This window comes from Enterococcus avium, from assembly GCF_002891025.1.
GTDB classification, from domain to species: domain Bacteria; phylum Bacillota; class Bacilli; order Lactobacillales; family Enterococcaceae; genus Enterococcus_A; species Enterococcus_A avium.
In genome coordinates this window covers 1362829-1385837 of the sequence record NZ_NBSL01000002.1, presented here as the reverse complement: position 1 = coordinate 1385837, position 23009 = coordinate 1362829, and the positions used below count along the sequence as shown (strand labels likewise).

The following is a 23009-nucleotide window of genomic DNA, read 5'->3' as shown; positions in this document are numbered from 1 at the left end:
GATATCATTTCAACTTTGCCAATTCTTCTTGCTATAGCAATAATAGAAAGTGCGTACTTTAGTTGAATGATAGACGCCATTCGAATCAGATTAATTTTTCTTGGAAAATTAATACATTAAAACAAATAAGGAGCTGTAGGATTGGCTAAGATGAACAACGAATACAATGACGCTTCGATCCAGGTACTTGAGGGATTAGAAGCGGTTAGAAAACGACCAGGGATGTACATCGGCTCAACAGACAGTCGTGGATTGCATCACTTGGTCTATGAGATCGTCGATAATGCGGTCGATGAAGCCTTATCTGGCTACGGAAATGAAATAGAAGTAACCCTTCATCCAGATAATAGTGTTGAAGTAAGCGACAAAGGTCGCGGTATGCCTGTTGGAATGCACGCTTCAGGAATTCCTACTGTTGAAGTAATCTTTACGATTCTTCACGCCGGAGGAAAATTCGGTCAAGGCGGTTATAAAACTTCTGGAGGACTACATGGTGTAGGGGCCAGCGTCGTAAACGCTCTTTCAGAATGGTTAAACGTTACAATCGTTCGCGATGGTGTAGAATACCGCGAAGAGTTCAAAGATGGGGGTAAACCTCAAGGAACATTAGAAAAAATTGGGAAAACACGTAAACCTAACGGTACAACCGTCCATTTTCTTCCAGATGCACAAATTTTTTCAACGTTGAATTTTTCTTATGAAACTTTGTCAGAGCGATTAAGAGAATCAGCTTTCTTACTGCGAGGGGTTAAAATCACTTTAACGGATCTACGTGGTGAAGAGAAAGTTTCAGAAGTTTTTCATTTTGAAGAAGGAATCAAAGAATTTGTTGAGTATTTGAATGAAGACAAGGATACATTGACTCCTGTCGTGTATTTTTCAGGGGATCGTGAAGGGATCGAAGTCGAATTCTCATATCAGTACAATGATGGCTATTCTGAAAACTTACTCTCGTTTGTTAACAACGTCCGGACAAAAGACGGCGGTACACATGAATCAGGTATGAAAACTTCAATGACAAAAGCTTTCAATGAATACGCGCGAAAATCCGGTTTGCTGAAGGAAAAGGACAAGAACTTAGAAGGTTCTGATTTCCGTGAAGGTCTATCTGCGGTGTTATCCGTTCGGATTCCAGAAAACTTGCTACAATTTGAAGGTCAAACCAAAGAAAAATTAGGGACACCAGCTGCTCGTGGAGCTGTAGATAATGTCATTGGCGAACAAATGGGCTTCTATTTACAAGAAAACAGCGAAAGCAGTCAAATGCTGGTTCGAAAAGCGATAAAAGCTCGTGAAGCAAGAGAAGCAGCGCGGAAGGCCCGTGAAGAAAGCCGAAACGGTAAGAAACGTAAAAAAGGGGAATCTCTACTTTCTGGGAAACTAACACCTGCACAATCTAAAAATGCTGCGAAAAATGAGTTGTTCTTAGTCGAAGGAGATTCTGCCGGTGGCTCAGCCAAACAAGGCCGTGACCGAAAATTTCAAGCAATCTTACCTTTGCGCGGGAAAGTAATCAATACGGAAAAAGCTAAGATGCAAGATATTTTGAAAAACGAAGAAATCAATACCATGATTTACACTATTGGATCAGGTGTTGGACCAGAGTTTTCAATTGAGGATTGTAACTACGACAAAGTCATCATTATGACCGATGCTGATACGGACGGTGCACACATTCAAGTCTTGTTATTAACATTCTTCTATCGATATATGAAGCCATTGATTGAAGCGGGAAAAGTCTATATTGCTTTGCCACCTTTGTATAAAGTTTCAAAAGGCACTGGACGGAAACAAGTGATTGAATACGCCTGGACAGATGATGAATTACAAGAAGTGATTAAAAAAGTTGGTAAAGGTTATATGTTACAGCGTTACAAAGGTCTCGGGGAAATGAATGCGGAACAGTTATGGGAAACAACCATGGATCCTGAGTACAGGACGCTTGTTCGAGTGCGCATTGATGACGCTGCTCAAGCAGAGCGTCGTGTAACGACTTTGATGGGGGATAAAGTGGAACCGAGACGTAAATGGATTGAGAGTCACGTTCAATTCACGTTGGAAGAAGACGGGAGTTTGCTGGATAACAAAGAAGAAGCGACTACTGTGCCTGTAGCTGAACAAAATGAAATGGAAGAAACAACTGATGGTGTTAAAATGATCAGTTTGTTTGATGAGTAGGAGGTGGTCAATAGATGGAATCTAAGCATTCAATTCAAGAACTAACACTAGAAGAAGTAATGGGGGACCGTTTTGGCCGCTATTCAAAATATATTATCCAAGAAAGAGCGTTGCCAGATATTCGCGATGGTCTTAAGCCGGTTCAACGCCGCATTTTATATGCTATGAACAAAGACGGAAACACGTATGACAAGGGTTTTAGAAAATCAGCGAAATCCGTCGGAAACATTATGGGGAATTATCACCCTCACGGTGACAGCTCGATCTATGAAGCAATGGTACGGATGAGTCAAGATTGGAAGCTTCGTCAAGTGCTGATCGAGATGCACGGAAACAACGGCTCAATGGATGGTGATCCGCCAGCTGCGATGCGTTATACCGAAGCACGTTTGTCTCAACTAAGCGGTGAGATGTTGAAGGATATTGAAAAGGACACTGTTGATTTAGTTTGGAATTTTGATGATACCGAAAAGGAACCGACTGTGCTGCCAGCTGCTTATCCTAATCTGCTAGTTAACGGTTCAACAGGGATTTCGGCGGGATATGCTACTGAAATTCCAACTCATAATTTAACGGAAGTAATCGATGGCACGATTTATCTGATTGATCACCCGAATGCTTCGTTAGAAAAAATCATGGAGTACATTCCGGGACCCGATTTTCCAACAGGTGGTATTTTACAAGGTAAAGCAGAAATCAAAAAGGCTTATGAGACTGGTAAGGGTAAAGTGATTCTTCGTTCTAAAACCTCGATCGAACCACTAAAAGGCGGCAAGCAGCAGATCGTTATTCATGAGATTCCGTATGAAGTTAATAAAGCCGTTTTGGTGAAGAAAATGGACGAGATCCGTTTGAGTAAAAAAATTGATGGCATCGCTGAAGTTCGTGACGAGTCTGACCGTACGGGATTACAAGTAGTCGTAGAATTGAAAAAAGATGCCAATGCAGAAGGAATCTTAAATTACTTATTCAAAAATACGGATTTACAGATCAATTACAACTTCAACATGGTAGCCATTGATAACATGACTCCGCAACAGGTTGGATTGAAACACATTTTGGAAAGCTACATCCTTCACCGCAAAGACGTGATCACTAAACGGAGCCAATATGAGCTGGCGAAGGCACAAAAACGTCAACATATTGTTGAAGGCTTGATTAAGGCATTATCAATCCTTGATGAAGTGATTACGACGATTCGCGGAAGTAAAGATAAAAAGGATGCGAAACATAATTTAGTTGAACGGTTTGATTTTAGTGAAGAACAAGCCGAGGCAATTGTAACGTTGCAATTGTATCGTTTAACCAATACTGATATTACTCAATTAGAAAGTGAAGCGGATGAATTAGCGGCTGAAATCAAAGAGCTGCATTTAATCCTTAATAGCGAAAAAGAACTACACAAGGTTTTAAAGCAAGAATTGCGTCAAATCAAAAAAAATTATGGCAATGAACGCTTAACAACAATTGAAGATGAAATCAGTGAAATCAAAATCGAAACAGAAGTATTAATCGCACAAGAAGATGTAATCGTAACATTAACCAAAGAGGGTTATTTGAAACGCAGTAGTTTACGTTCGTATAATGCATCGCGCCCAGATGAACATGGGATGAAAGATGGCGATTCGATTATTTTCATTAATAAGCTGAACACTTTGGATCACCTGTTGATTTTAACAAATCATGGAAACATGATTTATCGACCAGTTCACGAAATTACAGAGCTGAAATGGAAAGATGTCGGAGAGCATATATCACAGACGATAACCAATCTCTCTATGAGTGAAGAAATCATCGCGGCCTTCCCATACAAGGAAATTGACGCGAACAAACTCTTCATCTTCATGAGTAAAGAAGGGATGATCAAGCAAACACGAATGACTGAGTTTTCGCCATGGCGTACGTATCGAAGCCGACCTACAACGGCGATGAAGCTAAAAAATGATACAGACGAAATTGTCTCAGTCTTCTTAACGAATGAAACTCGCAATGTCGATGTCTTCATTGCCTCACATCGTGCCTTTGGATTACGCTATCCACTAGAAGAAGTACCAGTAGTTGGTTCAAAAGCCGCAGGTGTTAAGGCGATTAATCTAAAAGACGGGGATTACGTAGTAGCAGGTGCGTTAGTTCCGTCAGAGGGAGATTCATCCATCTTATTGTTGAGCCAACGCGGAGCAGCTAAACGTATGCTGGCTCAAGAATTACCGCAACTTGGTCGGGCGAAACGCGGATTGATGATTTTCCGTGAGTTGAAGAAAAATCCACATCGCTTGGCTTATATGACAGCTGAAACAGAAGGAAAGCTTACTTTAACAACGACAAAAGGTATTGAAAAGGAAATCGAGATATCTAAAGTTGCGATTAGTGATCGAATTTCTAATGGAACTTTTGCGATTGATGAGAAACAAGAAGGAGAACTTTTCTCTGTTATGCAGTTGCAGGAACTCAACGAAGAATAGTTTCTGTATTATATAATTATATTACAGTTGGGTATCTGTTTTAATACAGATACCCGTTTTTTTGTTCACAATTTCATGTAAATAAGACGATGATGAGAAATTATTTTAATTAAATTAATCTCGTTAAATGCTGTAATTTCAAAGGGTTGCTAACGATTACAAAATATTTTTAACTTCTAATTAATCTTTCACAAGGAAAGGCTTGCATAAAAGAATTTATGTGTTATACTTTGTTCGTAAAGCTGTAGTAATAAAGTTTTTATATTCTAAGGAGGTCCTTTTGAAATGGGAACTGCAACAAATGAACTAGATCAAATGAAAAACACTGAAAAAACTGCTTGGGAAGGGTTTAACGGTCGTTTATGGAAAAGCGAAATCAACGTTCGCGATTTTATCCAAACGAACTATACACCTTATGAAGGCGCTGCCGATTTCTTGGCTGAGCCAACGGAAGCTACCAACCAACTATGGGGCAAATTACAAGAACTTCAAAAACAAGAACGTGAGAATGGCGGCGTACTAGACATGGAAGCAGATGTCGTATCTGCAGCCAATGCTTATGGTGCTGGTTATATCGATGAAAGTTTGAAGGACGAAGAAGCAATTGTTGGTATTCAAACAGACAAACCTCTGAAACGTGCATTCATGCCTTATGGTGGTATTCGCATGGCTGAAGAATCACTTGAAAGATATGGCTATACTCCAAATCCTAAATACACTGAAATTTTTAACGATTACCACAAAACACACAATCAAGCGGTATTCGATGTTTACACACCAGAAATTCGTGCGGCACGTCGCGCTAAGATTATTACTGGACTTCCTGATACTTATGGTCGTGGACGTATTGTTGGTGACTACCGTCGAGTGGCTTTATACGGTATCGATTACTTAATGCAAGAAAAATTGAAAGACCATGCGAATTGTGGTCATGGTCAATTTACTGAAGAAGATATTCGTCTTCGTGAAGAAATTAGCGATCAATACAAGGCACTGAAACGTATTAAAGAAATGGCTGCTGCATATGGATTTGATATTTCTCGTCCAGCAGAAAATGCGAAAGAAGCTGTTCAATGGACATACTTCGGCTACTTAGCAGCAATTAAAGAACAAAACGGTGCGGCTATGTCTATCGGACGTGTCTCTACGTTCTTAGATATCTACATCCAACGTGACATCAATAAAGGGATTCTTACAGAAGAAAAAGCACAAGAATTGATTGACCACTTGGTAATGAAATTACGTATGGTGAAATTCGCGCGTATACCTTCATACAACGAATTGTTCTCAGGCGATCCTGTTTGGGCAACCCTATCAATCGCTGGTATGGGTATGGATGGACGTACTTTAGTAACTAAGAATGACTTCCGTTTCTTGCATACATTGGAAAACATGGGACCATCACCAGAGCCAAACTTGACTGTCTTGTACTCTTCTCGTTTACCAGAAGGATTTAAAGACTATGCAGCCAAAATTTCAATCGATACTTCATCAATCCAATACGAAAATGACGATGTAATGCGTCCTGTATGGTTGGATGATTATGCAATCTGCTGCTGTGTATCAGCTACACAGACAGGAAAAGAAATGCAATTCTTCGGTGCTCGTGCGAACTTGGCGAAAGCTTTATTGTACGCGATCAACGGTGGCGTTGATGAAAAATCTAAAGCACAAGTCGGACCTGACTTCCGTCCAATCGAATCAGACGATGCATTAGACTTTGATGAAGTAATGGCTAAATACGATGAAGTACTAGAATGGTTAGCTGGAATGTATGTTAATACATTGAATGCGATTCACTACATGCACGACAAATATTACTATGAAGCTGCTGAATTAGCTTTGATGGATACAAACTTGAAGCGTACATTCGCGACTGGTATCGCTGGATTCTCACATGTTGTGGATTCATTAGCTGCTATCAAATACGCAAAAGTATTTCCAATTCGTGACGAAGACGGTATTGTTACTGACTTCAAGATTGATGGCGAATTCCCTAAATATGGTAATGACGACGCTCGTGCGGATGATTTAGCTGTTTGGGTATTGAAAACATTTATGGAAAAATTAGAACATTACCATACTTATCGTAATTCAGAACCAACAACGTCAATTTTAACAATTACTTCAAACGTTGTTTATGGTAAAGCAACTGGTACAATGCCTGATGGACGTAAAGCCGGCGAACCGTTGGCTCCAGGAGCAAATCCATCTTACGGTGCGGAACAAAACGGGCTACTAGCATCATTGAACTCATTGACAAAATTACCTTACGAATATGCATTGGATGGTATTTCAAATACACAAAGTATCAACCCAGATGCATTAGGTCATGATGAAGATGAACGTGTTGAAAACTTAACAAACGTTTTAGATGGGTACTTCGATCAAGGGGCACATCACTTAAACGTAAATGTGTTCGGCAAAGAAAAATTAATTGATGCAATGGAACATCCAGAAAAAGAAGAATATGCAAACTTCACGATTCGCGTTTCTGGTTATGCTGTTAAATTCATTGATTTAACTCGCGAACAACAAGAAGATGTCATCAGCCGTACATTCCACGCAAAAATGTAATTGCTGATTTCAACAATTGAATGTATAGTAAGGGCGGATGGACGGAAAGTCTATTCGCCTTACTTTTTAATATGAAGGAGCTAAGGGTTACTCTTCGCGTTTCTAATGCGTCAGAGGCATCCTATGTGCGTGACTAAAGATTAAATGTTGCGGCAACCATATCAAATAACTTAACTAGAAGTTAACTGTGTATTCCACAGGCATCTTCAGTATATAGAAGACTTTGAATAGTGAAAATCAACACTAAAAAAAATTACATAGATTAGAGGGGGACTGTTTATGTCTACTGTGGCTGAACAACCTATTGTCGGAAATATCCATTCAATCGAAAGTTTTGGATCAGTTGACGGACCTGGTGTGCGTTTTATCGTCTTTATGCAAGGCTGTCGGATGCGTTGTCAATTTTGTCATAATCCAGATACATGGAAAATCAATGATCCGAAAGCCAAGAAACGAACAGCGGATGATTTATTAAAAGAAGCCTTGAACTATCGCAGTTACTGGGGAAAAAAAGGCGGAATCACTGTGAGCGGCGGAGAACCATTGCTACAAATTGATTTTTTGATTGATCTGTTTAAAAAAGCGAAAGCAATGGGGATTAATACGACTTTAGATAGCTGTGGGAAACCCTTTACTTTTGAGGAACCGTTTTTCTCTAAGTTTGAAGAATTAATGCAATATACAGATTTGATTTTGTTTGATATCAAACAAATTGATAATCAAAAACATAAGGAATTGACTGGTCATAACAATGACAATATCCTAGAGATGGCGAAATACCTTTCAGATATTAATAAGCCCGTTTGGATTCGTCACGTACTTGTCCCGTTTAGAAGTGATTACGACGAGTTTCTCATTCGATTAGATACTTTTATCAAAAGTTTAAATAACGTCGATAAAGTTGAAATATTACCTTATCATACGATGGGTAAATATAAATGGGAAGAAATGGGACTGAAGTATCCTTTAGAAGGTATTGAACCACCAACGGACGACCGCGTGGAAAACGCGAAAAAACTGTTGCACACAGAGGATTATAAAGGCTATTTAAAACGTAAAAGCTAGAAATCAAAAGATCAGACCAAAAAAAGGCTCTGATCTTTTTTATTATCCAATGAAAATAAGCAGCAGGTTGTTGCTCTTTTGCTTTTTTTTGATATGATAAAGAAGAACTTATTTAAAGGAGCGATTCAACTATGGGAAAAGTTTTAATTTTTGGACATCAAAATCCAGATACAGATGCGATCGGAGCAGCGATTGCTTATGCAAACTTGCAAAAAGAACTAGGTATTGATGCGGAAGCAGTTGCACTAGGAACACCAAACGAAGAAACTCAATTTGCTTTGGAACACTTTGGTTTGACAGCTCCACGGGTAGTGGAAAAAATCGCCGCTGAAACAAATGAGGTTATGCTAGTCGATCATAATGAATTCCAACAAAGCGTTAGTGATATTGAAGATTTAACAATTTTAGCTGTGGTAGATCATCATCGGATCGCAAACTTCCAAACGGCTAATCCACTATACTATCGTGCAGAACCAGTTGGCTGCACTTCAACTATTGTGTTGAAGCTGTATAAAGAAAACAATATCGCAGTTCCGGCGAAGATCGCAGGTATAATGCTTTCAGCGATCATTTCTGATACATTATTATTCAAATCTCCTACATGTACTCAAGAAGATATTGATGCAGCAAATGAGTTAGCTGAAATTGCTCGTGTAGACTTAAACAGCTATGGACTAGATTTATTAAAAGCAGGAACAAACTTAAGCACTAAATCTGAAGCAGAATTATTGGATTTAGATGCGAAGTCATTCCCAATGGCTGATAAAACAGTCCGGATTGCTCAAGTCAATACGGTTGATCTAGACGAAGTGTTCGCTCGTCAAGATGCATTGCGCGATGCCATGTTAGATGAAAATGTTAAAAACGGCTATGATTTATTCTTATTGCTGGTTACGAACGTTCTAAATTCTGATTCAGAACTATTAGTGGCTGGAGAACCAAGAGAAATGGTTACGGAAGCCTTCAAGGTAAAACTGGAAAATGACCGTGCCTTCTTGCCGGGAGTTGTTTCTCGTAAGAAACAAATTGTTCCTCAATTAACAGAGGCTTTCGAAAAATAATTTAGTTTTATAAAAAGTGGACTTTCAATAGTCCACTTTTTTGTGGAAATTTTTGATTAGGATTATAATGCGAATGAATCATCTATTTGTTAAAATCCAATTGGATGTAAACTTGTTTCTTCCGTCGAGAAAGAAGGCTATTATGGAAATATTTACTAACGACAAAAATATTCAAAACAAGCTGAATCGTTCTGAATTTCAAGAATTGTTGAGCTATTTTAAAGGATTAAGAGAATCAGTCATTTTACGAGAAATTCGGAAAAAATTCCCGGATCACAATCATTTAGATAAAGATTTAGAATTTTTAATTGCTCATGGGATTGTTTCTCGCCAGGATCGTCGTTACGAGCTTGGATTACCGATTATAACGGACTACCCAACAAGCGGACTTGTCGAGCATTTTATCCAAAAGGCGAATAAAGAGTATTCAGCTGAAGATTTACTGGTTTGGTTGAGTGAGGAATATTGGAATAATGGATTAGAGAAAATGTTAGCTGTTGACTTTCCAATGCCCTCCAGATATTGCTTAGAAAATGCAGAGTTTCGTCTAGTCACGATCAATTCGCGCCAAGAATTATCAGAAACACTGCCCAATTATTTTGGAAACAGCGATGAACCATCATTGTTTCCTAACTTAGCAGGATTGATTGGTGATGTTAACCCTGAGTTTTTTACGAATCAGCTCAATCTTATTCTTGAACGAGTATTAGCAGGAAAAGCCCCTCGACGAACGTCAATTTTCCTAAAAAGCTTGATAGATAGTGGCGTCATTGCAGAACGACCAGAATGGCATGTGTCTATTCCAGTTTATGATAAGAATTTTTTGGTTGATCCGATTCGAGAGCTAGATAATGACGCAGCATTTTTTTTCAGTCGGCAATTGGCAGAGCAATTATTAGATAAACGAGAAAGTTTTACGTATTTAATGAAGAAGAAGGCATAAAATATGCAAAGAATTATCAAGGGGATTATTCTGATCATCAGCTTTTTACTCGTATTTACAGGGATTTATTATGCAAAAGTTCGCTATTTTGGGCCTGGAACACTAGTAAAACAAAAATCAGTCCATTATTCTGACGTTCCCACAGTTTTTATCCATGGATATGAAGGAAATTCCTTTTCTTTTGGTCCTTTGCTGCGACGATTAGAAAGAGAAAACGTGGCTAAACGAGAAATGACCATTGTCGTTCAAGGTGATGGTAAACTAACGATTGAAGGTAAACTAAAAAATACCAATGATAACCCAACAATTATGGTTTTGTTTGCGAAGGATGTGACAGATGAGATTACACAAAGTGAATGGATCGATAAGGTGATGCGTTATCTGTATCAACAAAAGGTCTTCCGTGTTAATTTGGTGAGTCATTCAATGGGCGGTGTTTCTTCGTTGCGCTATTTATTGGAATATGCCGGTGATCGAACACCAATAACAGAGCGTTTTGTTGCAATTTCAGCCCCCTTTAATGACTTGGAAATCGCAGAAGATACAGAAGAAATTTTTGCTTATAAATTAACAGAAAAGGGTCCCATTGGTAAAACACCAATTTATCAGTATTTCGATCAAGCGATGGGAAGACTGCCCAAAGAGATACGTGTCCTTGATGTTGCTGGAGATTTAAAAGATGGTACCGAAAGCGATGGCTCTGTTTCGACTCATAGTGCTTTCGCACTTCGGCTGCTATTTCTGGAGCATACTAAGAGTTATCAGGAGTTCATTGTTAAAGGAAAAAGTGGTGGACACTCAGCGATTACGAAAAGTGCCGAGTTAGAAAAGAAACTAATCGAATTTATTTGGAAGAAAGCAATTTGAGGCTAAGGTTGATTCTTTCTAAAGTTTAGGCATAAACCCAAACTTTAGAAAGAATCTCTAAGGCTTCAAGCTGTTTTTTTGTCGTTTTCGAACTTTCTTGGTCCAGAACCCACCAGAAATGTATTTCGGCTCATAGGAGATAATGAATGCTCGGGCTTCAATCTCTTTAATTAGCGCGTAGAGTGTTCGCTCAGTTTTACGTGGGGAGAGAATCTCCAAAATCATGCGTCCGCCTTCCAAACCTTCACCATAAGATTGTGTCACGCCGTACCCATTTTCTCTCAAAATACGAGGCAAGCTGGTTTCTTGCTCCGTATTTGTCGGTAGAATAACCGTGACCATGATATAACCTAGCGCTAACTTATCTTCAATTTTTATTCCCACACTAATCCCAATCGCATATCCTAACGCATACGTTAGTAAATTAATAGGATTGTCTAAACGATCTAAAACCATTGAAAGCCCCAAAATATAAATAGTAATCTCAACCATGCTCATTAAGGGCGCCAAAATACGGTAGCCTTTCATTGTTAGCATAAAGCGCAGTGTATTCAAAGTGACATAAGCAAAATTGATAAAAAATATCATTATTAGCATTTTTACATCGATCATTATAAAACCTCCATTATGTGTAAAGTTCTTATTTAATGGCATCATTATACTTAGTTTGTTTCATATGATCTAGCCTAACGATTATTTTGTCAAAAGGCAAATAGAAGGAAGTCGTGACAAAAAAATTCTTTATTATTTGTCAAAAAAACAGATATTAGAAATAATAATTGTTATTTATTGGGGAAAAATGGAATTATTTAAAAGAATTGAAAATTTTATCTTCTATTTTAAATCTTATTATAATATAATGTTAGTTAGAGGGATTTAATAATGTAACGAACGACCTGTAAGGCGTATTATTCGTTATTTATTAGGGCTCCGTGTTATTATAATAAAACACCCGACGTTTTTATTATTAAACTTTACACATTGAAATGTAATATAAGGACGCTTCGCCGTTCGTTCAAAAAGGTGGTTCTCATGAAAAATAAAAAAGAAGATGGAATGCAGCAAATGGATGATGCTAAAAGAACATTTTTGTCTGGAGAAAATTTTTATGCGCAACACTTACTTGGCGCTCACCGAGAGAAAGATGGCTATGTTTTCCGAGTATGGGCACCAAACGCACTCGCCGTTTTTCTAGTTGGTGATTTTAATGGCTGGCAGGAACAGGTGATGGAAAAAGATGAGACAAGCGGAATTTGGCAGATTTATACGGAAGATGCACATGAAGGGGAGCTTTATAAGTTCAAAGTTCGTCAAGCGGATGGTCGTGAAATTCTAAAAATTGATCCTTTTGCGGTTCGTTTTGAAAAAAGACCTGGAGATGCTGCGGAATTGTACAATTTCCCTGAAAAAAAATGGAAAGATGGCTTATGGCGCGGACGTAATAAACGTTCAAATGCGTTTAAACGCCCGTTGAACATTTATGAAATGCACGCAAGTTCATGGAAACATCATGAAGATGGAACACCCTACAGCTTTGCGGATTTGAAAGAAGAGCTTGTTCCTTATCTCGTTAAAATGAATTACACCCACGTTGAGTTTATGCCGTTAATGGAGCATCCATTAGGGCGCTCATGGGGGTATCAACTGATCGGCTATTTTGCTTTAAGTTCGTATTATGGCACACCGGAAGAGTTTCAAGATTTTGTTGAAGCTTGTCATTTGAATAATATCGGTGTATTTGTCGATTGGGTCCCAGGTCACTATTGTATTAATGATGATACGTTGCCATATTATGATGGCACCCCGCAGTTTGAATATACAGACCCTGATCGGGCGAAAAACAATCGCTGGGGCTCAATCAATTTTGATTTAGGCAAGCCACAGGTACAAAGCTTTTTGATTTCAAGTGCGATGTTTTGGATCGAGATGTTTCATATCGACGGTATTCGCGTAGATGCAGTGTCTAGTATGATTTATCGAGATTATGATGATGGTCCTTGGACACCAAATCATGAAGGCGGAAATCGGAATTTTGAAGGCTATTATTTTTTACAAAAGTTGAATGCTGTCATCAAACTGGCACATCCTAATGTTTTGATGATTGCTGAGGAAAGCTCATCTGAAACACCAATAACAGGGATGATTGAAACGGGTTCATTAGGCTTTGATTTTAAATGGAATATGGGCTGGATGAATGATGTTCTTCGTTTCTATGAGATGGACCCAATTTTTCGTAAAGACAATTTCAATTTGATCACTTTTTCGTTTATGTACATGATGCAGGAAAATTTCATTTTGCCGCTATCTCATGATGAGGTAGTACATGGTAAAAAGAGCCTGATGCACAAAATGTGGGGGGACCGTTATAAACAATTTGCGCAGCTGAGAAACTTGTACACCTATTTCATGGTACACCCTGGTAAAAAATTATTGTTTATGGGTAGTGAATGGGGACAATTTTTAGAATGGAAATTTGATGAAGGCCTAGAATGGATTGACTTGAAGGATGCTTTAAATCAATCGATGCAGTATTTTACCGCTGAGCTGAATACTTTTTATAAAGAACAGACTGCCTTGTGGGAGCTAGAGGACTCATACGATACGATCGAGATCATCGATGCAGACAATACTAGTGAATCAGTCTTAACCTTCATGCGTAAGGGTAAAAGAAAAAAGGATTTCTTAATTATTGTTCTAAATATGACACCGATCGAACGTCGCGAATTTCATATTGGCGTTCCATATCCGGGAACATATAAAGAAGTTTGGAATACTGAAATGAAAGAATTTGGTGGAACTTGGACGAAACACAATGAGGATTGTCAAAGTGAACCAATCAAATTTAAGGAGTACGGTCAGTTGATTAAGACGACTGTCCCAGCTCTAGGTGCTATTATTTTAAAACCAGAGTCAGTCAACACACGCAAGTAATAGAGGGGAGGTCGATGAAGGAAAGTCCTTCATCAAACAAAATGAAAACAGAAATTTTAGCAATGATTTTAGCCGGCGGGAAAGGTTCTCGTCTCGGCAAACTTACACAAAAAATTGCAAAACCTGCAGTCCCTTTTGGCGGTCGCTATCGGATTATTGATTTTACACTAAGTAATTGTATCAATTCAGGTATCAATAATGTTGGAGTTGTAACGCAGTATCAGCCATTGGCGTTGAATAATCATATTGGAAATGGCTCGAGCTGGGGATTTGACGGTCTTAATTCTGGTGTTACGATTTTACAACCATATTCTAGCAATGATGGCAGTAAGTGGTTTGAAGGAACTGCTCACGCAATCTATCAAAATATGGACTATATTGATCAGATGGACCCGCAATATGTTTTAGTCCTATCTGGTGATCACATTTATAAAATGGATTATGAAGCAATGCTAGAGGATCATAAAGCGAACAACGCTTCATTGACTGTCGCAGTAATCGGAGTCCCAATTGAAGAAGCTTCACGATTTGGGATTATGAATACCGATGAAAATGATCGGATTATAGAATTTGAAGAAAAACCAGAAGAACCAAAAAGCAATCTTGCTTCAATGGGAATTTACATCTTCAACTGGAGCCGTTTACGCAGCGTACTGTTAAACAGTTACAAAAAAGATGATCAAATGCTGGACTTCGGAAAACACGTGATTCCGGCTTATCTTGAAAGCGGTGAAAATGTCTTTGCTTATCGTTTTGACGGGTATTGGAAAGATGTGGGTACGATTGATTCACTTTGGGAAGCCAGCATGGAGTTTATCGACCCAGACCACAGCCTGAATATTCGTGATAAGAATTGGCGGATTTTAGCAAAAAATACAATTTCACCACCTCATTTCTTGACAGAAAATGCGGATGTGAAAGACTCTCTGGTGGTTGACGGTTGTTATGTAGCCGGTGAAGTAAAAAATAGTATTTTATCGGATGACGTTCAGGTTAAAGAAGGTGCTAAAGTCGTTGACAGTGTCATTATGCCTGGCGCAACAATTGGTAAAAATGTACAAATTACGAAAGCGATTATCGGTGAAAATGCGATTATTGGCGATGATGCTGTCGTTGATGGCTCAGAGGAAATTGCTGTAGTGGGTTATTCAGAAGTGATTGGAGTGTTGACAAGTGAGAGCGAATAAAATGTGTGCCATTTTGGGCAATGTGTACGAATGTCCAGAATTATTACCTTTAACTGAAAAAAGACCATTGGCAACGTTGCCTTTCGATTGTAAATATCGTCTGATCGACTTTAATTTGTCGAACGCTATCAACGCGAATATAAAGTCTGTATATATGGTGTTCAATCAAGGAACCACCAAGTCTGTTTTTGACCATATTGGAGGCGGCCGCGAATGGCATTTGGACAGTGTTGATAGTCGCTACTTTATTCATTTCTATCAAGATTTCTTGAAGAAAAAAGCCGAAGGACGTCCTTATTTTGAATCAGTGATTGATTATTTGAATAAATCAAAATCGGAATATACTGTCTTTATGGGTAATCGTATGCTTTACAATATTGATTTGGAATCTGTTTTAAAAATTCATCTGCAAAATGATAGTACCATGACGGTTGTTTATAAGAAAATGCCGAAGAATCAAATTTATCGTCAAGATGAAATCATCGAAGCAGACGAACACGGTATTGTACAAGGCCATCACAATTTCTTGGAAGATAAAACAGATGATGAGCTGTTGAATCTCAGTATGAAAATCTTTATTTGCCGCACGGACTGGTTGATCAATGCTTTGCAAGAAGGGCAAAACTTAGGCGGACCAGTTGCACTCGTGGATTTCTTAACTTTAGCAATGGATCAAGTAAAAACATATGCTTATGAATATACCGGCTTTTTAAGTAACATTTTTGATATCAAGTCTTATTACGATGCGAACATGGCCATGCTAGATCCAAAAAAATTCACTTCTCTGCTTTATTCAAAACAAAAGATTTATACTAAATTGAAGAATGAAGTTGCCACCTACTACTCTCCAACTTCGGAAGTGAAAAATAGTCAGTTTGCAACCGGCTGTTTGGTAGATGGAAAGGTTCATGGATCGCTGATCGCTCGAAGCGTAATTGTTGAAAAAGATGCAGAAATCGAAGAATCAATCATTATGGCAAGCTGTACGATTAGTGAAAAGGCCTATATTAAGCATGCAATCTTAGATAAGAACGTGGTGGTTGAACCAGGTATTAAGATTATCGGTTCTGCTGAACAGCCAGTAGTGATTAAGAAAAATACCCATGTGTTAAGTGACGTTTACGGAGGCGAATAGGCGTGAAGACATTATTTGTAGCAGCGGAATGTGCGCCCTTTTTTAAAACAGGAGGATTGGGTGATGTTGCCGTTGCTTTGCCAAAAGCATTGAAAGAAAAGGAAACGGATATTAAAGTCGTGCTTCCATTTTTCACTAAGATGCCGCAGCGATATAAGGATCAATTACAAGACTTGTTCTCTTATGATGTTTATGTCGGTTGGCGCAAACAGTATTGTGGCGTGAAGTATCTACAAATGAATGGGATTGATTACTACTTTCTGGATAATTTGTATTACTTTGATCGTCCAGAATTGTATGGATACTTTGATGATGGGGAACGCTTTGCCTTTTATCAGCAGGCAGTTATCGAATTGATGGAGAAAATTGATTTTATTCCAGATGTGATGCATTTGAATGATTATCATACATCCTTCATTCCTTGTCTCTTAAAGGAAAAATATCGTTGGATTCAGAAATTCAGCAAAATTCGAACAGTTTTAACGATCCATAATATCGAATTTCAAGGTCAGTACGATCGCGGAATTTTGTATGATTTATTTGGTATGGGTAGTGAACGTTATGATGATGGCTCCATTCGTTTTAATGACTGTGTGAACTTTATGAAGGCGGGGATTCTTTATGCTGATCGGGTAACCACTGTCAGTCCGTCCTATGCAGAGGAAATCAAAACTCCAGAATTTGGTGCGGGTTTAGATGTGATTTTACGGATGGAAAGCGGGAAGTTAAGTGGAATAGTTAACGGGATTGATTACGATACTTTTGATCCAGCAAAGGACCCAGCACTTTTCGCTAATTATGATCAAAGACATCTTGATAAAAAAATCGAAAACAAGGTCCAATTGCAAAAATATCTAGAGCTGCCTGTTCGTCCAGAGGTTCCAGTGATTGGTATCGTCAGTCGTTTGACCTATCAAAAAGGGTTCCATTTGCTACTACGGGAAATGGATAACCTGCTGCAATTTGACGTGCAATTAGTATTGATTGGTACAGGTGATCCAAACTTTGAAAATCAGTTCCGTCATTTCGGCGAAAAGTATCCGACTAAAACAAGTATACAGATTGCTTTTGACGTGACCTTAGCTCAAAAAGTTTATGCAGGGGCCGATATGTTCTTGATGCCATCAGCATTTGAACCTTGCGGCTTGTCGCAAATGATTTCAATGCGCTACGGTACGTTGCCGATCGTACATGAAATCGGCGGTTTAAGAGATACTGTTGAGCCATATAACCCTATCACGAATGAGGGAACCGGCTTTGGTTTTAACATTTACGAATCCTTCTATCTGATGAACGCTATGAAGCAGGCGATTGAACTCTACCAAAATCATCCAGATATTTGGCGAGGGCTGATGCGTGAAGCAATGTCGCGAGATTTCAGCTGGGATGGATCAAGTGAGCAATATTTAGAACTATACAAACAAATGTAGGATTCGAAGAGCCAGAATCTAAGCCATCAGGCGTTGGATTTTGGCTTTTTTCTATCAATACTTTCTTATAAAAGGTACTATGTATGTATTAAGTAATACACGTAATTAAAAAGTGTAGGTTGGAGATGAAAAAAATGAACAAGACGGAATTTAAAAGGCTATTCAGTCAGCGGTTGGCGGAGAAATTTGCAATGGAAGTCAATGATGCTTCACCAAACGAGCTCTATCAAACATTAGGCTCGTTACTGACCTCTACTTACTCACAAAATTGGCAGCAGACGTGGAAAGACTATCGAGAAGCAGAACAAAAACAAGCATATTATTTTTCCATTGAATTCCTACCAGGAAAAATGTTAAAGAGCAATCTTTTGAACATGGGCTGGTTGGAGATGGTTACAGAAGCTTTAGCAGAATTGGGAATCGACTTAGAGGATTTAGCAGAAGTCGAACCAGATATGGCGTTGGGGAATGGCGGTTTAGGACGTCTGGCCTCTTGTTTTATGGATTCAATCGCCTCAATGGGCTTGCCTGGTAACGGAAACGGGATTCGTTACGAGTACGGTCTTTTCAAACAGCGTTTTGTGGACAATTATCAGGTTGAATTGCCGGACGAATGGCTACAAAAGGGAAATCTTTGGGAAGTCCGTAAAGAGAGCAAAGCGGTAGATGTTCGCATCGGCGGAGATGTTTACATGAGTCATGATGACGCTGGCAATCTGATTCCAAACTATTCAGGGGGCATGGTGGTACGTGCGGTTCCTTATGATACTGGAATGGTTGGGTATCAAAATGGCATAGTAAACACGATGCGCTTATGGTCGGTAGAAATTCCACCTGAGGAAGAGGAGCGTTATCGCAGTATTGGTGATCGACGGGCGGTTGAGGACTTAACTTCCGTGCTATATCCAGATGATTCTAACGAGGCTGGAAGAAGGCTAAGATTATCTCAGGAGTATTTTTTTGTTTCAGCCGGAGTGCAAAGTATTTTGCGGTATTATAAACAATTAAAGAAGCCGATGGAGGAAATCAATCAATATATTGCAATCCACATAAACGATACTCACCCAGCGATGTGCGTAGCTGAATTTATGCGACTGTTAATTGATGAAGAAAAAATGGGCTGGGAACGAGCATGGAATGTGACTCAAGAAGTAATGAGTTATACAAATCACACTATCATGGCGGAGGCCCTAGAAAAATGGTCGATCAATATGATGAAAAGCGTTTGTCCAAGAATTTATCAAATCATTGAAGAAATTGATCGCCGCTTTGTTGAGGAAATGACTGGGGTCCACGATTTTGATTTGATTCAACGAACAAGAATTATTCAAGGCGATCAAGTGCATATGGCACATTTGGCGATTATTGGTTCCCATTCGATTAATGGTGTGGCCAAACTTCATTCCGATTTGTTAAAGGCAGTCGTCTTGCATGACTTTTTCTTGCTTTACCCTGCCCGATTTAATAACAAGACAAATGGGATTGCGATGCGTCGTTGGACCCAACTAGCCAATCCTACGATGAGCAAGGTGTTGGACGAATACATAGGAGTTTCTTGGCGCAAACAACCGAGAGACCTACGTCTATTATTGAATTACGAGGAGGATGACCAGGTTCTTAATGCTTTAGCAGAAGCAAAGTTGGAAAATAAGAAACGTCTGGCTGCCTATATTCAAAAACATTGTGGAGTTGAAGTGAACCCGCAGGCGATTTTTGATGTACAGATTAAACGATTGCATGCCTATAAGCGACAATTGTTAAATCTCCTGCATATTATTAAGCTCTATTTGGATTTAAAAGAGAATCCGGAGCTTCCTATCGAACCGCGAGTGTTTATTTTTGGAGCGAAAGCAGCACCAAGCTATCACTATGCCAAATCGGTCATTAAAGTGATCAATGAAACGGCAAGCTTGATTAACCATGACACATCCATCAACGACAAATTGAAGATCGTCTTTTTGGAAAATTATAATGTGAGTTTAGCCGAACGAATTATTCCTGCTGCTGATGTCAGTGAGCAAATTTCATTAGCTTCTAAAGAAGCATCAGGTACTTCCAATATGAAATTGATGTTAAACGGTGCAGTGACAATTGCAACTCTGGATGGCGCAAACGTGGAAATTCGTGATGCTGTGGGCGATGATAATATTGCAATCTTCGGATTGACGGAATCTGAAGTGTATCAATATTATGAAAATAGAAACTATTCTTCAGCCGATATTTACAAGGATGATGCGGTTGTCCACAAAGTAGTAAAAGCATTGATTGATGGTACGATTCCTAATATTATTTCAGAAGGTCAGGAAATTTTTGACTCATTAATCAAATATAACGATGAATTTTTTGTCTTGCGTGATTTTGCAGACTATTGTCTGGCACAGCAATCAGTTGATCAAGCCTATAAGGACAAAAGACGTTGGCGCCAAATCAGCCTGCGCAATATCGCGAATGCTGGACGCTTTTCTTCAGACAACACGGTTCAGCGGTACGCAGATGATATTTGGCAAATAGAACCTGTCTTCGCTCATGAAGACGATCGAGGTGTAACACAACATGACTCATATCTACTTTAATCCCTGGTTAGAACGTTATAAACAACCATTTGGTGCTGTTCAAGAAGGGGCGATGGTCAATGTTTGGCTATCTGTCCCAGAACAGCAGAATACCAAGGTCTTTCTAGTCGTTCGTAAAGAGGGAAGTTCTGTTGGACAGAAAATCTTTACGATGGAGCCCGCTACAGAAGATCGGTTTCATTTTCAGACGCTTATGGATCAGGGCTGGGGACTGTACTTTTACTATTTTAAAATCGTTCATGAAGCGGAAGGGCATGAAACCATTCAGTATTATGGCTTCAAAGGACAAGGTGGTGAAGGGCGAATTTATGGTTCGGAACGAGAGGTTATCCCTTATCAGCTGACTTGCTATCAAAAGCCAGAAATCGCACCGAAATGGTATCGAAATGCAGTGTTTTACCAAATTTTTCCGGATCGTTTTGCTAACGGGAATCCGAATCGCGTTATCAATCAGCCGAAAAAGAATTCTTTCATTTACGCGACGGAAGAGGACGAACCTTTTTATATTAAGAACAAGGAAAACGAAATTGTTCGCTGGGACTTTTTTGGCGGAAACTTTAAAGGAATCCAAGATAAAATTCCTTATTTGCAGGAGCTAGGGATTACTGCGCTTTATTTGAATCCGATTTTCGAAGCCAGTTCCAATCATCGCTATGATACCAATGATTATTTTAAAGTTGATAGCATTTTAGGGACAGAAGAGGAGTTTCGCAGCTTGATCGCGGCTTTGCATACAGCAGGAATTGCCGTTGTGTTAGATGGTGTCTTCTCACATGTAGGAAAAAATAGCCGCTATTTCAATATTTCTGGATTTTATGGCGAAAATACGGGGGCAGCTCGTGATCCACAAAGTCCATATTGTGATTGGTTCACGTTTAATCATTATCCTAATGATTATAAGTCTTGGTGGGGTGTGGCAGATCTGCCGGAAGTTAGAAAAGAAAATCCAAGCTTTCAAGAATTCATTTATGGCGATCTAGACAGTGTGCTATCGAAATGGACTTCGATGGGGGTTGATGGTTGGCGGTTAGATGTTGCGGATGAGCTGACTGATGATTTTATCGCCGGCATTCGTAAAAATCTACTGTCCTATCAAGAAAAAATCCTGATAGGAGAAGTCTGGGAAGACGCTTCGAACAAGATTGCTTATGATACTCGCCGTAAATATGTTTTTGGGGATCATTTGCAGGGAGTAATGAATTACCCGTTACGCCAGCAGATTTTAGATATCCTGAAGCAATCACGCTCGTTGCAGGATATCTGCGAGGAAATGATTCGCTATCAGGAAAATTATCCAGCCGACTTTTATTATAACCAATTGAACAATATTGGAACGCATGATACGGAACGCATTTTAACGATGCTAGATGGTTCTGTTGAAGCGCTGGATCAGGCTTGGGGACTAATGTTTATGATGCCGGGAATTCCTTGTGTATATTATGGGGATGAGGCTGGATTAACAGGTGGAAAAGATCCAGATAATCGTAAGTTCTTTCCGTGGAAATCGATTAATCCTAGACTATTTAAAAATTGTCAGAAATGGATAGAGCGGCGTAAGAAATACGACGTTTTGAAGAATGGTCAGTTTTTCCCGTTTTATTCAAAGACGCAGAAAATTTTTGGGATTATTCGCTATTCGGGGAACGATTATGTAATCTATGCCATCAATTTATCCGATCAGGAGCAAAGCTTGAACGTCGGAGAGCTATCTAGTCCGCGTGCGTATCGCGGGGAATACGCTGTTTTAGACCGAATTTTAGAAGGCGAAATTTTGGCACCAAAAGGCAGTCTGTTTATGTATGATTCAGAATAACCGGCTGCTTGCGTCGGATTTTCTGTTTCTTAGGAAATTAAAAAGCATTTTTGCTTCTTTTATGCTAAACTATTGCTATATCAGAACAATGAGGATGATTTTATGCAAACGTACACCAGAAAAAAGTGCCGCTTTCCTGCCTTTGATGATGATGCAGGAGTTAAAATAGTACAAACGAACCAGCGTGTTTTATTTGATGGACAAGACGACTTGATTACGAGCTATCGTCTTGAGGCTAAAGATATTTTTGAACGTCAATTGCCGAAAGCCAAACGGAATAGACGGGTCAGTTTAGACGATGAGCCACGAAGAGAATTAGATCATCATAAAGCAAATCTACCTAAATACCATGATCATAAAGAATCAAAAAAAGTGAATTTGTTTGAAGAACGGAAACCGAAGGAAACTGCAAAGACTAACTTTAATACTCGTAGTGCACGAAACGGCCGTAGTGCCACTCCATTTGCACCGAAATATGTTCCTTCTTCTTTGATTCCAGATACGCCAGCGGATGTGGTATCACCGAGAGAATTGATGAGTCGAATGGAAAAAACACCTCAATCCTACATTTTATTTGCTTCTGAAAACGAAGAAAAGCAGCCGGTGATGGAAAGAAAAAATTCGCGTCAACGTTTGGATCGTTCATTAAGAGGAATTATGCAAGAAGACAATTCACAGATCGAAAATAGCAAATATTTTCACGATTAGACAGGAGGTGCCTTAGGGCATTCTTCTGTTGTTTTTAGTCATTCAACTTTTTAGTTGAATAGTAGAAATAATTTGTACG

At 39.1% G+C, this 23009-nt stretch carries 15 protein-coding genes; 14 read left to right on the top strand and 1 reads right to left on the bottom strand.

From position 1 onward, the window contains the following. The first annotated feature begins 150 nt into the window (after positions 1 to 150). The 7 genes from parE to AUF14_RS07065 all read left to right on the top strand — a co-directional run bounded on the left by parE (position 151) and on the right by AUF14_RS07065 (position 11153). Positions 151 to 2178: a DNA topoisomerase IV subunit B gene (gene parE, locus AUF14_RS07095; RefSeq protein WP_049221242.1), complete on the top strand. Its 2028-nt coding sequence runs from the start codon at positions 151 to 153 to the stop codon at positions 2176 to 2178. Positions 2179 to 2192: 14 nt separating this feature from the next. Then, positions 2193 to 4640 (top strand): DNA topoisomerase IV subunit A, encoded by a 2448-nt coding sequence (gene parC / locus AUF14_RS07090; RefSeq protein ID WP_049221195.1) that lies wholly within the window; start codon positions 2193 to 2195, stop codon positions 4638 to 4640. 285 nt (positions 4641 to 4925) lie between these two features. After that, positions 4926 to 7217 carry a formate C-acetyltransferase gene (pflB, locus tag AUF14_RS07085; protein ID WP_048718576.1) on the top strand — a complete coding sequence of 764 codons (2292 nt, stop codon included), beginning with the start codon at positions 4926 to 4928 and terminating at the stop codon, positions 7215 to 7217. A gap of 279 nt (positions 7218 to 7496) precedes the next feature. Further along, positions 7497 to 8282 (top strand): pyruvate formate-lyase-activating protein, encoded by a 786-nt coding sequence (gene pflA, locus AUF14_RS07080; protein WP_049221197.1) that lies wholly within the window; start codon positions 7497 to 7499, stop codon positions 8280 to 8282. Positions 8283 to 8413: 131 nt separating this feature from the next. Beyond that, positions 8414 to 9343: a manganese-dependent inorganic pyrophosphatase gene (locus AUF14_RS07075; RefSeq protein ID WP_016179990.1), complete on the top strand. Its 930-nt coding sequence runs from the start codon at positions 8414 to 8416 to the stop codon at positions 9341 to 9343. 142 nt (positions 9344 to 9485) lie between these two features. Continuing rightward, positions 9486 to 10286 (top strand): DUF1803 domain-containing protein, encoded by an 801-nt coding sequence (locus AUF14_RS07070; protein WP_225844266.1) that lies wholly within the window; start codon positions 9486 to 9488, stop codon positions 10284 to 10286. Positions 10287 to 10289: 3 nt separating this feature from the next. After that, a complete protein-coding gene (locus AUF14_RS07065; RefSeq protein ID WP_049221200.1) occupies positions 10290 to 11153 on the top strand; it encodes an alpha/beta hydrolase in 864 nt (287 codons plus the stop codon). 57 nt (positions 11154 to 11210) lie between these two features. Here AUF14_RS07065 and AUF14_RS07060 read toward each other — a convergent pair whose 3' ends face one another. Continuing rightward, the gene (locus AUF14_RS07060) at positions 11211 to 11765 is read right to left on the bottom strand and encodes a DUF2179 domain-containing protein (RefSeq protein ID WP_049221202.1); all 555 of its coding nucleotides are present in this window, start codon (positions 11763 to 11765) and stop codon (positions 11211 to 11213) included. 420 nt (positions 11766 to 12185) lie between these two features. On the opposite strand from AUF14_RS07060, the gene glgB reads away from it, so the two are divergent. From glgB to AUF14_RS07025, 7 genes are all read left to right on the top strand, one after another. Continuing rightward, on the top strand, positions 12186 to 14084 hold the full coding sequence (gene glgB, locus AUF14_RS07055; RefSeq protein WP_049221204.1) for a 1,4-alpha-glucan branching protein GlgB: 1899 nt from the start codon (positions 12186 to 12188) through the stop codon (positions 14082 to 14084). A gap of 41 nt (positions 14085 to 14125) precedes the next feature. Further along, the gene (locus tag AUF14_RS07050; protein ID WP_070504218.1) at positions 14126 to 15271 is read left to right on the top strand and encodes a glucose-1-phosphate adenylyltransferase; all 1146 of its coding nucleotides are present in this window, start codon (positions 14126 to 14128) and stop codon (positions 15269 to 15271) included. After that, positions 15258 to 16406: a glucose-1-phosphate adenylyltransferase subunit GlgD gene (gene glgD / locus AUF14_RS07045; protein WP_048720184.1), complete on the top strand. Its 1149-nt coding sequence runs from the start codon at positions 15258 to 15260 to the stop codon at positions 16404 to 16406. Before AUF14_RS07050 ends, glgD begins: the two co-directional genes overlap by 14 nt. 2 nt (positions 16407 to 16408) lie before the next feature. After that, complete coding sequence (glgA, locus tag AUF14_RS07040) at positions 16409 to 17836, top strand: glycogen synthase GlgA (RefSeq protein ID WP_049221207.1); 1428 nt, start codon at positions 16409 to 16411, stop codon at positions 17834 to 17836. Positions 17837 to 17970: 134 nt separating this feature from the next. Continuing rightward, positions 17971 to 20409 carry a glycogen/starch/alpha-glucan phosphorylase gene (locus AUF14_RS07035; protein WP_049221211.1) on the top strand — a complete coding sequence of 813 codons (2439 nt, stop codon included), beginning with the start codon at positions 17971 to 17973 and terminating at the stop codon, positions 20407 to 20409. Then, complete coding sequence (locus AUF14_RS07030; protein ID WP_102865968.1) at positions 20390 to 22222, top strand: glycoside hydrolase family 13 protein; 1833 nt, start codon at positions 20390 to 20392, stop codon at positions 22220 to 22222. The genes AUF14_RS07035 and AUF14_RS07030 overlap by 20 nt, the downstream gene beginning before the upstream one ends. Positions 22223 to 22324: 102 nt before the next feature. Further along, the gene (locus AUF14_RS07025; protein ID WP_049221216.1) at positions 22325 to 22930 is read left to right on the top strand and encodes a hypothetical protein; all 606 of its coding nucleotides are present in this window, start codon (positions 22325 to 22327) and stop codon (positions 22928 to 22930) included. Positions 22931 to 23009 lie beyond the last annotated feature (79 nt).